The organism is Methylobacterium sp. Leaf108, assembly GCF_001423265.1.
Classification (GTDB): Bacteria; Pseudomonadota; Alphaproteobacteria; order Rhizobiales; family Beijerinckiaceae; genus Methylobacterium.
The window spans coordinates 364947-379718 of the sequence record NZ_LMND01000001.1; the positions used below are offsets into that span (position 1 = coordinate 364947).

The window sequence follows — 14772 nt, forward strand, 5'->3', positions numbered from 1 at the left end:
GCGGGAAACCGCGCGCGGGGCACCGTCGCCTTCTCCAAACGCATGGCGAGGCTCACCGCGGCGGGAAACGGCAGGGTCGGCTCGGGGCGAAATCCGCACCTCCGCCTGGACCTCTCGGCCGCCCGCCCATGTTACACTGGGATGAACGACGCCGTTCCCATCCGAATCCCGGGCAGCGCCATGCGGATCGCCGCCAGCGCCCGAACGGTCGGCATCATGGCCGCCGAGCGGGCCGATGCCCTCGACCGGTCCGGCGCGTTTCCGTCCGAGGACGTGGCGCTCTGCCATGAGGCCGGGCTGCTGGCGGCCCCCCTGCCCGCCGACCTCGGCGGGCTCGACCTGTGCGCCCCTCGGCACGCCCCGATCCTCCTCGACGTGCTGGCGCACGTCGGGCGCGGCAGCCTCGCGCTGGGGCGGCTCTACGAGGGGCACGTCAACGCGCTGGCGCTGGTGCTGCGCTACGCGCGGGGGCCGGTCGCCGAGCGCCTGGCGGCGGACGCCCGCGCCGGGCACCTGTTCGGCGTCTGGAACACGCAGCCGCCGGAGGGCGGGCTCGCCATCGACGGGCCGGCGGCGGCACCCCGGCTCGTCGGCTGCAAGTCGTTCGCCTCCGGCGCCGGCTCGGTCACCCGCCCCCTCGTCACCGCCCGGCTGCCGGACGGGCGCCAGCAGATGCTGGTGGTCGATCTCGAGGCCGGCACCCGGATGGACCTGTCGGGCTGGCGGGCGCACGGCATGCGCGCCTCCGCCTCCGGCACCCTCGACTTTTCCGGCATCCCGGTCGATCCTGCCATGACGGTCGGCGAGCCGGACGACTACTTTCGCGAGCCGGATTTCTCGGGGGGCGCCTGGCGCTTCACCGCCGTGCAACTCGGGGGGATCGAGGCGGTGTTCGACGCCATGCGCGCCCATCTCGTCGCCACCGGCCGCGGCGGCGACCCGCACCAGCGCGCCAGGGTCGGCGAGGCCGCCATCGCCGTCGAGACCGCCCGCCTGTTCGTCGGCCGCGCGGCCGACCTGATCGCCGAGGGCACGGCCGCGGCCGACCGGCTCATCGCCTACGTCAACCTCACCCGCCTCGCGGTGGAACGGGCCGGCCTCGACGTCCTGGAGAAGGCGCACCGCTCCGTCGGCCTTTCCGGCTTCCTGCAGGACCATCCCCTGGAGCGGCTGAGCCGCGATCTCGCGACCTACCTGCGCCAGCCGGGGCCGGACCGGGCGCTCACCGATGCCGCCGCCTACGTGCTCGCCGACCCCTCCCCCGCCGATGCCCTATGGCATGGGCGGGACACGGCCTGAGGCCATGGGCGGGACGATGACGGACACAGCGACCGTCCTGCGTCACCCGCTCTGGCTCCGCTTGACCCATTGGGTGAACGCGGCCGCGTTCCTGGCGCTGGTGGTCAGCGGCGTCGCGATCCTGCTGGCGCTGCCGCGCCTGTTCTGGGGCGAGACCGGCGCCAACGGGGCGCCCGCCGCCTTCGACCTGCCGCTGCCCGTCAACCTCGAACAGACTGGCTGGGGCCGCAACCTGCATTTCCTCGCCGGCTGGGTGCTGGTGCTCAACGGGGCGGTCTACCTCGTCACCGGCGCCCTCACCGGCCGCCTGCGCCGCGCGGTGGTGCCCGACCGCGACCAGATCGCCCCCGCCCACCTCGCCCGCGAGATCGCCGACCACGCCCGGCTCACGCCCGCCCGCGGCCGCGAGGCGCTACGCTACAACGCCCTGCAGCGGATGGCGTATTTCAGCGTCATCGCGGTCCTGATCCCGACCATGATCCTCTCCGGGCTGACCATGTCGCCCGGCATCACCGCCGCCTACCCGGAGCTCTTCACCCTGTTCGGCGGCCGCCAGTCGGCCCGCACCGTCCATTTCATCGCGGCCTGCCTGCTCGTCCTGTTCCTCGTGGTCCACGTCGCGCAGGTCTTCGTCGGCGGCGCCCGCAACCTGATGCGGTCGATGATCACCGGCCGCTTCACCGTCCCGCCGGAGCGCGCCGATGCCTGACCCCTTGCTGTCGCGCCGGCGCCTGCTCGCGGGCGCCTCCACCCTGGCCGGCGCCGGCCTGCTCGGCGGATGCGAGGCGCCCGTGCTGGGCCGGCTCACCAGCCCCTACGACCTCAGCAACGGCCTCACCTTCGCGGTCCAGCGCTGGCTGCTGCGCGGCCAGCCCCTGGTCCGCGAGTTCGGCCCCGAGGCGATCTCGCGCGTCTTCCCCACCATCAACACCACCGACCCGGACAATGCCGACTACCGCCGCTCGAAGGCGCAGGCGTTCGCGGATTGGCGCCTGCCGGTGGGCGGCCTCGTCGAACGCCCCGGTACCTTCTCGCTGGCCGAGCTGAAGGCGATGCCGGCGCGCACCCAGATCACCCTGCATGCCTGCGAACAGGGCTGGTCGGCCATCGCCAGCTGGACCGGGGTCCAGCTCCCCCACCTCCTCGCCCACGTCGGGCTGAAACCCGAGGCCCGCTTCATCGTCATGCGCAGCGTCGACGGGTGGTGGGACAGCTACGACCTGTTCGACGCCCTCCACCCCCAGACGATCCTGGCCTACGGCATGAACGGCGCCGATTTGCCGGTGGCCCACGGCGCCCCCGTGCGGCTGCGGGTGGAACGCCAGCTCGGCTACAAGAGCCTCAAGTACCTGTCGCAGATCGAGGCGGTGGACCGCGTCGACGGGTTGGGCCAGGGCCGCGGGAGCATGGTCGCGGAGCTGGGGTTTCCTTGGTACGCGGGGATTTAGCGTTCGTTGCTGATTTTAATACAGACTCCCCTCGGCTGGCTGCATCTCTATATTTCGATTTAACGGAACTTCAGCGCATTCTATCAATTCCCCTCGAATCACAACTCGAACGAATGCGACAAAAATTCATTCTATTTATTATTGCTTGATTAATTGATATAAAACTCAGACAAACAGGTTCGATTTTAAGTTTTGCCATCGCGTCACTTAAAGCGTTCAAAAAGAGGGCCCATGCGTTCGGGGGGCACGTTTTTGACTTGGGCACCTTGTCGCTATGGCCATTTTCCTCCCAAATGAGAAGGAATTTCCTGGCCAACCACCTCAAAAACAAAAACAGTTTTGTCATAATATTTTACGCACTTAAGATGCGAGTTAATGTATGATCTTAATGGCTCCGAAATTTGAGAACGTCCGACACGTTCTGTAATATCTTGAAACATCTGATCGAGGCTCTTGCCGGCGCGATCTGCTTCATGATCTACTCCAGTTACATAAAAACCACCAAATGGAAGAGATTGGCTTCCGAAAATCTCTTGTACTCTAGCTGCGGTTTGGGCATTCTCAGCAACTCCGACGAGTACGTAACCTTTATGGCCCTTGCCAATATTAGAAATCGCAACGCAAGTCTCCATGATCTTGTCAAATGACCCTTCATCAAAAGATGGATGTGGGCTAAGAGTATAAAATCCCTGTTTAAAATCATAAGCCGCTTGCTCAGTTATTGAATTGGTAAGTAAATTTTGAAACTTGGTAACCCAGTGCACCTTAGCAGGGTCTGGGTTTTTATCCTCTTCAAAAAACCCTTGGATCCAGCCAACTACAGAATCCACCGTCTTACTACGATTGTCGGCGCCCCATCTCCCGCCGTCTTGGATCTGTATGTTTTTTCCGCAATCAAATAGCCTCGTTATTAAACCTGTGCTGTTTGATACTACCATACTTTTTTTCACGACTAATTCGTGAAGGGCAAGGAATACCGCCTGAAAATAACGGGGCACTGGGTTTCCACCGTTCCCTTCGTAAAAATCAGTCCGGTAAAAGTTGTGTTGGCCTGACCAAGAAGCAGAATTAGAACATCATGCACGCGTTGATAATCTAAATCGACAAGCTCCGAACTTCGCCTTCTGATTGCCTGATCGACCAAGTCAAACCGCGCCGTGCTATTTGCTGTCATTGGGAACGTAGCGCTGTAGTAGTCATCAAACAGTTCTGTACGCGAGGCTACAGGCTCATCTGACACCATGTATGCGAAAAGATCAGCAACCATTTCTTCGTCACGACTCTGTCGGAGCTGATCTTTCGTCAGGACCCCATTTGCAACCCAAAAAACACCGTCTGCATTGATGCCGTAATCCAACTCTTTATTAGTAATGCTGATCTTACGCATTTCACTTAACAGCAGCAGATCTGAATTCGACGTATCACCACGTACACGCGCCGAGATTTTTCGAACGCATTCCGCAAATGCACACGTCGCACCTGCTGCCCGGAGCTCTTGCCGAGAAAGCTGGCGACCCCCAGAATTGATGCGGCGAAAAACCTCTTCAACCGACTCTTTATAGGCGGCTTCATAAATTGAGAGTGGAACTGGATAAGACGCGATTGCAAGACACAGATCTCGGTCGAGGATCGGCGTTTTCTGCTTGATCACCTTTCGGTCAAACAAATCTTTCGTTGTCGCAAATGTGTTCAGGTCAAAATAGCCGCCATTGACCGAAAAGTCATTTCCAATGAACGACGTAATGGCATTCATACGCTGCATCCCGTCGATAATTTCCAGAGTTCCGTCTTGTCTCCCGACTGGCTCGGCAAGCAAAATGATTGGGATAGGAAACCCCTGTATGATCGAGTCTATAAAATTTTGTTTTTCCTCGATCGTCCAAATTAACTTGCGCTGATACTGTCGATTTACGACGTATTTGTTATCCTTGAAATTAATAAATACTCGCTCTACCTGCTCGCCGCGAACGATAAGCTCCTGCTGTGCCGCTGCCATTTTTCCCTACCATCCAATTCATTGCTTGCTGCGTGCAGTGATAATGCAGAAGATAGAAAGCTCTTGTATATTTGAATCATCATAAAATTTATATTTGTCAATAATAGACAAAGTTTAAGTTTTTTGCTTCTTAGTTAAATTTTTGAAATGATGCTACAGATCTTAGCTAATAAATATAATACATTAAACGGAAAGTCAGTATCTACTTTTAAATAACTAGCCTAGCCCTCTACATGCACGTTAATTACCCGGTATGGCAAATCTATACTACCCTATTAATCAACCATCGAAAATTAATTATTAATTAAATAAATAAGATGCTCTATCTATAAATTGTATTTATTGTAAATAAATAATATTATAACAAACTTTCATAGTAAATATTGAATTCTTAGATTTTATATTTAAATTCGACAAGATTGATAGTTGCCAGAGCTTATTTAATTTTAATTGCTTAGCAAGCCTCACCCCTTCGGCAACATCCGATCGCTGATGATCCGCTTCTGGATCTCGCTCGTCCCCTCGAAAATCGTCGTCAGCCGCGCATCGCGCCAATAGCGCTCCACCCGCCGCTCGGTGGTGTAGCCGTTGCCGCCGTGGAGTTGCATCGCCTGGTTGGTGACCCGCACGGCCATCTCGGTGGCCAGGAGCTTGACCATGGCGGATTCGCTCTCGGCCGGCTCGCCCTCGTCGAGGAGGTGGGCGACCTGTTGCCAGTAGGCGCGGGCTTGGTTCACCTCGGCGGCCATGTCGGCGAGCGCGAAGCGCAGGGCCTGGAATTCGCCGATGGGGTGGCCGAACTGCTCGCGCTCCTGGAGGTAGGCCTGGCTGTCCTCCACCGCCGCGCGGGCGACGCCGACGGCGCGGGCGGCTGTGTGGACGCGGGCGATGTTGAGGCCGCGCTGCACCGAGGCGAAGCCGCCGGAATCGGCATCGGCGCCGCCGTCGCCGTAGAGGCCGGTGAGGCGGTCGCCCTCGGGCACGCGCACGCCGTCGAGCGCGAGTTCGAAGGTGAGGAAGCCGTGGTAACCGATCTTGTCGATGACATGGCCGGTCATCCCCTCGGGGAAGGTGCCGGGCTGCTTGACCACGAGGAACGGCTCCAGCCCGGCCGAGCGCGGCTCGCCCTCCTCGGGGTCGCGGGTGCGGGCCAGGACCTCGACGAAGTCGGCCGCCAGCGCGAAGCCGGCCCAGCGCTTGGTGCCGGTGAGCACCCAATGGTCGCCCTCGCGCACCGCGCGGGTCTGGACGCCGGCCAGATCCGAGCCGGCGGTGGGCTCGGACAGCGCGATGCCGCCGATCCATTCGCCGCGGGCGGACTTGCGCAGGAGGGCGATGCGGCGCTCGTCGTCGAGGGTCTGGGTGCCGAGCCCCTGGCCACGCGCCAGGATGCTGCCCACCGAGAGCCAGGCGCGGGCGAGTTCCTCGGAGACGAGGCAGTACTCGAACACGCCGAGCCCCAGGCCGCCGTGCTCCTTCGGGATGGTGAGGCCGAACCAGCCCTTCTGCGCCATCGCGTCGATGAGGGAGCGCGGCATCTCGGCCTTCTGCGGGTCGAGTTCGTCGGCGATCGGCATCACCACGTCGGCGGCAAAAGCGCGGGCCTCCGCCTGCAGCGCGACCCGTGCCTCCGTGCGCCAGGGCGAATGCAACTCCGGGGGGCGAGACGCGTAGCGCTCCGGCTTCGACATGTGTCCTCCAGATTGTTTTTCGACGCGACAGGTGCAAGCGCCGATCCGACCGGTCGGTTCCCGCGTCAGGCCAGGGCGTCGAGGGTGGCGATCACGGAAACGGGCGGGAAATCGGGATATTCGTCCGCCAGGCCGGCCCGGTTCACCCAGATCGCCTGGAACCCGAAGGCGGCCGCGCCGGCCACGTCCCAGCGGTTCGAGGAGACGAAGCGCACCGCCCCGGGCGCCACCCCGAACCGTTCGGTCACGAGGGCGTAGGCCGCCGGCGCGGTCTTGAAGGTGCCGGCGGGCTCCACCGAGAGCACCGCGTCGAGGCGCGCGCCGATGCCGGCGGCGTCCACGGCGCGGGCCAGCATCGCCGCGTCGCCGTTGGAGAGGATGGCGGTGCGCCGCCCGGCCGCGCGCAGGGCGTCGAGGGTGGCGGCGACCTCCGGATAGGCGTCGAGGTCGCGGTAGGCGTCGAGGAGGCGCTCGCGCAGGCCCTTATCGACGGCGGGGTGCCGGGCGAGCGCATGGTCGAGGGCCCGCTCGGTGAGGGTCCAGAACGGGCAATAGCGGCCCATCAGGGCATGGACCCAGGAATACTCGAGTTGCTTGGCCCGCCAGACCTCGGAAAGCGTCGCGGCGTCGGGGCCGATGGCGGGGGCGTGGCGGGCCACCGCCGAATGGACGTCGAGCAGGGTGCCGTAGGCATCGAACACCACGAGCGGGGCCTCGGTCATCATCGTCTCCTCAGGCGCAGGCCGCACAGGCGCAGGGTCGCCAGCAGCAGCGCCCCATAGACAACGCTGCCGGCGAGCCCGAGGGCCGCGAGGACGGCCAGATCCCGGAACCCGAGGCCCGCCGGCATCCAGCGCTCGGCCAGCGGCAAACCGTAGACGGCGGTGGCCGTCAGCCCGAGGCAGGCGACGGCGACGCCGACGAGGGTGATGCCGAAGGTCCGGTCGGGCGCGGTCCACCCCCGCCGCCAGGCGAGGCCGACGAGGAGGGCGAGGTTGACCCACTGGCCGATGGCGGTGGCGAGTGCCAGCCCGGTGACGCCGTAGGGACCGGTGAGCACGATCTTGAGGCCGACGTTGATGGCGATGGCGGTGAGCGAGGCGTAGAGCGGCGTCGTCGTGTCCTGGCGGGCATAGAAGCTCGCCACGGCGCTGCGCACCAGCACCACCGCCGGCAGGGCCAGCCCGTAGGCCGCGAGCACGGAGGCGGCGCGCGCTGCATCCTCGCCCGAGAAGGCGCCGCGCTGGAACAGGGCGGTCATGATCAGGCCGGGGATGACCAGGAAGGCGACGGTGAAGGGCGCCGACAGGGCCAGCGAGAACCCGGCCGCCCGGTTCTGCGCCGCATGGGCGCCGGCCACGTCGCCGCCCGCGATGCGGCGGCTCATCTCGGGCAGGAGCACGGTGCCGGCGGCGATGGCGATGACGCCGAACGGCAGCTGGTAGAGCCGGTCGGCGTAGTACAGCGCCGAGACCGCGCCGGTGGCGAGGTAGCTCGCGATGATGGTGTCGGCGAAGGAGGCGATCTGGAACCCGGCCGAGCCGATCACCGCCGGACCCAGCACCGTGAAGAATTTCTTCATCGCCGGATCGGTCAAGGACGGGTTGCCCAGGCCCGGTGCGATGCCCGCCCGGCGGCAGGCGGCCCAGACCAGGGCGAGCTGGAGCACGCCGGAGACCGCCACCCCCCAGGCGGCCGCATGCGCCACGCTCGGGAACAGGAAGGCGAGGCCGAGGGCCGCCAGCATCGAGAGGTTGAGGAGCACCGGCGCGCCCGCGGCCACGGCAAAGCGCCGGTGGGCGTTGAGGATGCCCGAGAGCAGCGTCACCAGGGTCATGCACAGCAGGTAAGGGAAGGTGATGCGGGTGAGCGCCACGGCGAGGTCGAAGCGGGCGGGGTCGTCCGCAAACCCCGGCGCCAGGGCCCGCACCACGTACGGCATGGCCGGCAGGGCCACCGCGAGGAGAACGATCTGGCTCGCCAGCATCAGCGTGAAGACGCGGGTGGAAAAGCGCCGGGCGGCCCCCGCCTCGGCGGTCTCCGACAGGCCGGCATAGGCCGGCACGAAAGCGGTGTTGAAGGCGCCCTCCCCGAAGATCGCCCGGAAGTGGTTGGGCAGGCGGAAGGCCACCACGAAGGCATCGGCCACGGGGCCCGCCCCCATCACCCCCGCCATCACCACGTCGCGGGCAAAGCCGGTGATCCGGGAGACCAGCGTCCAGCCGCCGACGGAGAGGATGGAGCGAATCATGGGCGGCCGATCGCGAGGAGCCGGGGCGCGGACCCGACCCGCCGGAGGACGGGCCAGGCAGGCCTGGGCGGGGCCGCTGGTTAGCACGATCGCTTTCGGGAAGACGACGGGCTTCGCGACCGCGCCGTCGCGGCCCGGGCACCGGCGCGAGCGGCCGGCCGCCCGACGATCACCGCTCCTTCAGGCGGCGGTGATCGTCGCGTAGAGGGCCAGCAGGTCGTCGCCCTGATCGGCGGCGGTCCGCTCGGGAACCTCCAAGGGAGGCGGGCTTCGGCCGAAGCGATCCGGATCGGCGTCGATGCGAGCCAGGACGTCGCGCAGGGCGTCCGGGTGGCCGACGTCGATCCGGAAGCCGTCGACGCCCTCCCTGATTCCGGTTCCGATCCCACCCCGGTCGCTGGCGACGACCCAGAGACCCGCGGCCCTGGCCTCGCGGGTGACGAGACCGAAGCTCTCCGGCCAGATCGAGGGCGCGAGCAGGACATCGAGGTTGGCGTAGGTCTCCGGGACGCGGTCCTGCGGGATTTGGCCGATGATCCGTACCGGCGTCTGGCCCCAGATCTCGGAGCGGACGTCACCGGTCGGCCGGGCGTGGTCGACGATGGTGAGATGCAGGTTCGCGAAGGCCCCCGCACGCAGAACGACCTCGATGAGCGTGGCGCCCTTGTGGGTGCTGCGTCCGCCGATGTGTCCGAGGCGGACGGTTCCCTTCGGACCCGCCACGCGCGGAAGTCGCGTCATGGACGGCACCCCGTTTGCCAGGACGGCCGTCCGGGGATGGCCGGCGGCACGATAGATGTCGGCAAAGCTGTCCGACACCGCGAGCAGCGATCGCGCATCGTCCAGCAGCCCGGCCAGAGCCCGGCGCCGGGCCAGGGAGGCGAACGGTCCGTGTGCCGGGTCCATGGCGCTGGTCAGATGGTCGGACGTCGGTGCGTGCACCTGGCCGTCGTCGTCGACCAGGAACTGGAAATCCGAGATCCACCACGCGTCGTGCAGGGTGATGACGTAGGGGATGGCGCGCGCCCGGACCGCTTCCACGATCGTGCCGGTGAGCTGCTGAATGCAGTGCAGATGGACGAGGTCGGGCTCGAAGTCGTCGAGGAGCCGATCGAACGGCGCCCGCATCTCCGGGTTCAGGGGACGCCAGTCCATGTGCATCGCGCGCGGGGCCGCGATCCGGTAGATCGGGACGCCGCGGTAGTTGTCGATCCGTGTCCCGTAGACCGGGTCGGCGCCGGTGTCCGTCGCGGCCACGGCAAAGTCGAAGCGGTCGCCGGCGTGGTCGAGGAAGTGGTCGAGATTGTTGCGGGCCACACGGGTCGCACCGCCCACGAGCTGGGGCGGGAAGTAGACGTTCACGAGGAGGATTCGCGGCTTTCGCCCCGGAACCCTGCGGTACGGCGGCGGCGGCGTCTCCGGGCGCGGCAGGAGACCGTCGGCCGGGCGCTTTCGCGACGACGGCGCAGGCAAGGCCTCGGACAGCACCGCCACGGCCTGATCGAGCCCGTACTCGGACGCCGCCTTGGCGCGGGCGCGGCGGCCGATCTCGCGCCGCAGGGCGACATCCTTGATCAGCCGTTCGAGAGCGCGCGACCACTCCGCCGCCGTATCGGCGAACACCGCCGTCTCCCCGTCGACGAGGAGTTCTTTGTAGGTCCGCGTGCCCGAAACGATGGAGGGAACGCCGCACATGGCCGCCTCCAGCCATTTGATCTCGCTCTTGGCATCCGCCATCGGCGTCTGCGCCAGGACGGCGAGATTGATGTCCGCGCCGGACAGGACCTGCCAATAGGCGGCGACATCGCTGGAAAATCCGAGCTGCCGCACCCGGTTCGCGAACGGCGCGAAACGCGCGTCGAGGTGGAGGTATCCGGCGATGACCAGCCGCACCCGAGGATGGCTGGCCAGCGCCTTGAGCAGTCCGGGCGCCGCAAGCTCGGTGAAGTCGCGATTGTGCGCTTTCGTCCCCGTCCCATAGAAGATCGTCAGCGCATCCTCGGCGTAGGGCACCCAGGACTTGTCCAGGAACGGCGCGTTACGCCGATCCAATCCGTTGCGCAGGACGTGGCACACGCCGGTGCGCAGGTGGGGCCGCATCGCCTCGGCCAGGGCCGGCGTCGAGGCGATACCGGCGTCGCACATCTGCAAGGCGTAGCGGAAGAGCGGCACCCCGTACTGGAGGGAGACGTAGTCGTGATGGCTGATCTGCCCCTCGAAACTCTCGAACGGATCGGGATAGACGCTAGGCTCGAAGATCAGGTCGTCGATATCGTAGATGGTCGGCACGCCGAGGGCGCGGGCATAGAGGATCGCGTGCACCGTGCCCGGAAGGGCCGGAACACGGTAGAAGACGACCGCCGCCGCCCGGTCGAGGCTCGGCCGGCAGCGATGGACCTGATCTTGCGCGAAGAGCTCGACCTCCCATCCGCCGGCCGCGAGTTGCGCGCACTTCTGCACGACCCGGTAATGGTCGCACTGGGGAAGGTCGCGGTTGGCCACGAGGACGATATGGCCTTTCGGCGGGGCCGGGCGTCGTCCGGGCAGCGGATCGACGATTTCGATCATCTTCGCGATGAGATCGAGGCAGGCGACGAGATGGGCGTCGGCCTCCCGTCGTTTTCCGACGAGGTAGAGGGCGCGTGCGTCGGCGCTGGCGATGTCGAAGACCCGAGCGATCGTTCGATGGGCCGCGGCCAGCCATATCGCCGATCCCTGACACGTCTTCGCGGAGTGCACGAGGAGATCGAGTGCCGCCCCGATCCCATTCGGCGAGGAGGTGAGTCCGTCGACCGCGTGGATGTGGCTCCAGATATTGGCGTCCGATGCATTGACGGTTACCGCCAACACGTACGCGCTGGTCGATTCGGCCGGTTGCCCCAGATTACGCAAGACGTCGCCGCGGCAGTGGTGGATCGAACTGTTGGCTGGATCGATTGTCAGAGCCTGGTCGCAAGCCTTGAGCGCGATATGAAAGTTGCGTCGGATATTGTGATAATCTGCCAGTTGTTTGAGCAGCTTTGCGATTCCGTTGCCGCGAAGGGCGGCGATATCGCGCGAAAACCCGTGTTCGAAAAAGTGCACCAGGGCACTGAATCGATCTGAAAAGACATGTCCGTCGGCGTTTTTGATGATCGTTCGATACAGATTTTCATCGAAACACGAAGGAAACGTACTTTCCCCGATGATGTTGACCAGAGCCGCACCTTCATTGCACGCGATTCCGTCGACGATCCCTTGGTTGAGCCAGGCCCGATAAAGGTCTGCGTCGGAAAGGGTTTCGAAGGAAGCCGGAGCTTGAGACCGATAGAAGACGGGATCGAACCTCAACTGCATGGCGATGGGTGCGAGACGGTCCACCCCGTGCGTGAGGAACAGCTGGATGCCGTCGGTCCGGGAGAAGGGGACACGCGGCAGCCATCCGGCGTTGAGGATCGTGAATTCGTACAACATGAATCGGTCGAGCCAGGGGCCCAGCGTCATCCCGGCAGCGGCCAGGATGTCGGCGAAGCGCAGGTGCGGCCCGGCGATCGCGTGTCCATGCTTGTCGCGCAGGCTCTTCAGGTCGGCATCGTACGATTCATGAAGAATGACACCGTATTTTCTTTCCTCGAACTGCCCGAAGCGGAGATAATGCTCCTGCAATCGCCACGGTTCATCGAGATTCCTTAGATCGTTATGCAAGAGCTTGTAGTGGCCGGGAACGAAATCCTCCGGCAGGGGGCCGAATTGATCTTCAAGTGATGCGATGAACGCATCGGCGCTGGCAAAGCGCCCCTCCGACAATCCACTGGCCTGATAATGCTTGATCAACGCCGCGTCGTCTGGAAGATCCTTGAGATCCGCATAATAGGCGCGGTAAAATTTACAGTCGATATCGACGGCGGCAACAGCGGGGACGTCTTGCCGAGAAGAAATACGCAACTTGTTTCGTATCTTACGAAGCGCGTGCAGCATTCGACTATCCCACCCTCTAATCAATCGCCGACACAATGATTTTCAATTCAGCTTTTGGTCCGACCCGCAAAACGGAGCGAGAAACACCGATAAAAACTGCATTGATGCATTAAAAGACAGTTAGAGCGTGCCATACACGAGCAAAGCGCAATCGCCAAGACCCGATACATCATGGCAGACCAGACAGATCCGAACGGCTCGCCCAGATCTTGACCGACATAGGCCTGACATATTGCCGACGTCCACAGTCACCGACACGATCAGGCAGCCAAAAATCCGATTTCCGCAGATCGTATCGCCACCTCCCCCGCACAATGACACCGACCGATCTCGATAAGCTGCGCGCGATACCTGGATCTCGGCCTCGCGAAGCGTGTCCGAAGAGCAATGCCATTCCAGTCGACACCGGCACGCAGGCGGAATTGCACCTTTCGCGCTACAAGATCGATATTATACTAATCCAGGTTGCACGGAGTTTCTCGAGATCCCTCGGTATCTCTGCGCATGCTCGCCGGCCTTCGCGGAACTCCCTTACGTCGCCGATGTGTCCGTCCGAAGACTGGGTCCTTGAAGCAAGGACCGCTCCACTCACACCACCACGGTGATCGCCCGCGCCGCCCGGGTGAGGCCGGTGTAGAGCCAGCGGGCCCGGTGCTCGCGGAACGCGAAGGATTCGTCGAACAGTACCACGTCGTCCCATTGCGAGCCTTGCGCCTTGTGGACGGTGAGGGCGTAGCCGTAGGTGAACTCGTCGGTCTCGCGCTTGAGGGCGAAGGGGATCTCCTCCTCCGAGCCGGCGATGATCGCGCGCAGGACGGTGATGTCGATGGGGCGCCGGCGCAGGGCCGGGTCGTCCTCGGGCACCACGTCGAGGCGGATCGCGTCGGGGCGGGCGGCGCCGCGCAGGGCGTGGACGGTCCAGGTCGAGCCGTTGAGGAGGCCCTTGGTGCGGTCGTTGCGCAGGCACACCAGCTTCTCGCCCACCGCCGGCATCGGGTCGGTATGGCCCGCGAGCTCCCGCAGGCGGTTGTTGTAGAGGCGGCGCGTCTTGTTCATGCCGACCAGCACCTGGTCGGCCTCCAGCACCAGGGTCGGGTCGATCTCGCGGCGCGAGACCACGCGGCTGAGGCCGTACGTGCCGATGCTCAGGCGCCCGCCCTCGCGCACCGTCATCGCCATGCGCACGATCGGGTCGTCGGCGGCCTGGCGATGGACGTCGGTGAGCATCACGTCGGGTTCGGCCTCGGTGAAGAAACCGCCCCCGCGTACCGGCGGCAGCTGGGCCGGGTCGCCGAGCACCAGCACCGGCTTGTCGAAGGACAGGAGGTCGTTGCCGAGGTCGGAATCCACCATCGAGCATTCGTCGATCACCACGAGGTCGGCCTTGGCCACCGGCCCGGCCCGGTTGAGGGTGAAGGCGGGGCCGCCGTCCTCGGTCTCCTTGGTGCGGTAGATCAGGCTGTGGATCGTCGCGGCGTCGTGGCAGCCGCGCGCGCGCATCACCGAGGCCGCCTTGCCGGTGAAGGCTCCGAACACCACGGCCCCGTCGACGTCGTCGGCGATGCGCCGGGCCAGCGTGGTCTTGCCGGTGCCGGCATAGCCGAACAGCCGGAACACCTGGGCGCCGCCGCCCTTTCGCCAGGCGGAAATGGCCTTGAGCGCGTCCTCCTGCTGGGGGGCGAAGCGCGTCGGGAGATCGGTGCCGCTCATGGGGCCGGGGCGCCCGCCGCCTTCGTGCGGCCGCGCACGCCGCGCGAGGCAAGGCTGCGAGATGCGCTCGCGGGACACAAAGAAGCAACGAAGGCGGTCGAGGATGCCGACGGCCGCGGTGCGCGTTGCCCCGTCGCCGAGGAGATCGCACCATGGGTGTCGTCGTCGAGATCGATCCGGCCGCCGGTCGCGCCCAGGGTCCCGCCCCGATGACGGCTGAGGGCCACGCCGCCCGGATGCTGGCGGATGTGGAGATCGCCCGGGCCCGCCTGGAACTCGACGCCGTGGCGGGGAAGCCGAGCGATCCCCTCGCCCTCGAGATCCATGCGATCCGCCGTGCCCTGGCGCGCCTCGACATCACGCTGCACACGGGCCTGGGGCCACGCCGGTAGCGGCGGCGGTCGGCGCGGGGCTCCTGCG

The 14772-nt window shown here is 64.8% G+C and carries 11 protein-coding genes; 4 read left to right on the top strand and 7 right to left on the bottom strand.

What is annotated here, in order from left to right:
• Positions 1-141: 141 nt before the first annotated feature.
• From ASF39_RS01745 to ASF39_RS01755, 3 genes are read left to right on the top strand one after another with little or no spacing between them, the layout of a single operon-like run.
• Positions 142-1299: an acyl-CoA dehydrogenase family protein gene (locus tag ASF39_RS01745; protein WP_056280669.1), complete on the top strand. Its 1158-nt coding sequence runs from the start codon at positions 142-144 to the stop codon at positions 1297-1299.
• A gap of 16 nt (positions 1300-1315) precedes the next feature.
• On the top strand, positions 1316-2008 hold the full coding sequence (locus ASF39_RS01750) for a cytochrome b/b6 domain-containing protein (RefSeq protein ID WP_244472228.1): 693 nt from the start codon (positions 1316-1318) through the stop codon (positions 2006-2008).
• Positions 2001-2747 carry a molybdopterin-dependent oxidoreductase gene (locus ASF39_RS01755; protein WP_056280673.1) on the top strand — a complete coding sequence of 249 codons (747 nt, stop codon included), beginning with the start codon at positions 2001-2003 and terminating at the stop codon, positions 2745-2747. The genes ASF39_RS01750 and ASF39_RS01755 overlap by 8 nt, the downstream gene beginning before the upstream one ends.
• A 272-nt stretch (positions 2748-3019) precedes the next feature.
• Here ASF39_RS01755 and ASF39_RS21805 read toward each other — a convergent pair whose 3' ends face one another.
• From ASF39_RS21805 to ASF39_RS01780, 7 genes are all read right to left on the bottom strand, one after another.
• Entirely contained in the window at positions 3020-3697 is a 678-nt protein-coding gene (locus ASF39_RS21805; RefSeq protein WP_200938135.1) for a hypothetical protein, read from the bottom strand.
• Between the two features lie 2 nt (positions 3698-3699).
• On the bottom strand, positions 3700-4743 hold the full coding sequence (locus ASF39_RS21810) for a DUF262 domain-containing protein (protein WP_200938137.1): 1044 nt from the start codon (positions 4741-4743) through the stop codon (positions 3700-3702).
• A gap of 464 nt (positions 4744-5207) precedes the next feature.
• The gene (locus tag ASF39_RS01760) at positions 5208-6434 is read right to left on the bottom strand and encodes an acyl-CoA dehydrogenase family protein (protein ID WP_056280675.1); all 1227 of its coding nucleotides are present in this window, start codon (positions 6432-6434) and stop codon (positions 5208-5210) included.
• A 65-nt stretch (positions 6435-6499) separates the two neighbouring features.
• Positions 6500-7156, bottom strand: a complete 657-nt coding sequence (locus tag ASF39_RS01765; protein ID WP_056280677.1) for a haloacid dehalogenase type II — start codon at positions 7154-7156, stop codon at positions 6500-6502.
• The gene (gene murJ, locus ASF39_RS01770) at positions 7156-8685 is read right to left on the bottom strand and encodes a murein biosynthesis integral membrane protein MurJ (protein WP_056280680.1); all 1530 of its coding nucleotides are present in this window, start codon (positions 8683-8685) and stop codon (positions 7156-7158) included. Before murJ ends, ASF39_RS01765 begins: the two co-directional genes overlap by 1 nt.
• 180 nt (positions 8686-8865) lie before the next feature.
• Entirely contained in the window at positions 8866-12642 is a 3777-nt protein-coding gene (locus ASF39_RS01775; protein ID WP_082494287.1) for a glycosyltransferase, read from the bottom strand.
• 588 nt (positions 12643-13230) lie between these two features.
• Positions 13231-14352 (bottom strand): ATP-dependent RecD-like DNA helicase, encoded by a 1122-nt coding sequence (locus tag ASF39_RS01780; RefSeq protein WP_056280686.1) that lies wholly within the window; start codon positions 14350-14352, stop codon positions 13231-13233.
• A gap of 152 nt (positions 14353-14504) precedes the next feature.
• On the opposite strand from ASF39_RS01780, the gene ASF39_RS01785 reads away from it, so the two are divergent.
• Positions 14505-14744 carry a hypothetical protein gene (locus ASF39_RS01785; RefSeq protein ID WP_056280688.1) on the top strand — a complete coding sequence of 80 codons (240 nt, stop codon included), beginning with the start codon at positions 14505-14507 and terminating at the stop codon, positions 14742-14744.
• Positions 14745-14772 lie beyond the last annotated feature (28 nt).

Excerpts from the sequence above, each read along its gene's own strand:
- ASF39_RS01760 (WP_056280675.1), bottom strand. The coding sequence starts at position 6,434 with ATGTCGAAGCCGGAGCGCTACGCGTCTCGCCCCCCGGAGTTGCATTCG.
- murJ (WP_056280680.1), bottom strand. The coding sequence starts at position 8,685 with ATGATTCGCTCCATCCTCTCCGTCGGCGGCTGGACGCTGGTCTCCCGG.
- ASF39_RS01765 (WP_056280677.1), bottom strand. The coding sequence starts at position 7,156 with ATGACCGAGGCCCCGCTCGTGGTGTTCGATGCCTACGGCACCCTGCTC.
- ASF39_RS01750 (WP_244472228.1), top strand. The coding sequence starts at position 1,316 with ATGACGGACACAGCGACCGTCCTGCGTCACCCGCTCTGGCTCCGCTTG.
- ASF39_RS01775 (WP_082494287.1), bottom strand. The coding sequence starts at position 12,642 with ATGCTGCACGCGCTTCGTAAGATACGAAACAAGTTGCGTATTTCTTCT.
- ASF39_RS01785 (WP_056280688.1), top strand. The coding sequence starts at position 14,505 with ATGGGTGTCGTCGTCGAGATCGATCCGGCCGCCGGTCGCGCCCAGGGT.
- ASF39_RS21810 (WP_200938137.1), bottom strand. The coding sequence starts at position 4,743 with ATGGCAGCGGCACAGCAGGAGCTTATCGTTCGCGGCGAGCAGGTAGAG.
- ASF39_RS01755 (WP_056280673.1), top strand. The coding sequence starts at position 2,001 with ATGCCTGACCCCTTGCTGTCGCGCCGGCGCCTGCTCGCGGGCGCCTCC.
- ASF39_RS01780 (WP_056280686.1), bottom strand. The coding sequence starts at position 14,352 with ATGAGCGGCACCGATCTCCCGACGCGCTTCGCCCCCCAGCAGGAGGAC.
- ASF39_RS01745 (WP_056280669.1), top strand. The coding sequence starts at position 142 with ATGAACGACGCCGTTCCCATCCGAATCCCGGGCAGCGCCATGCGGATC.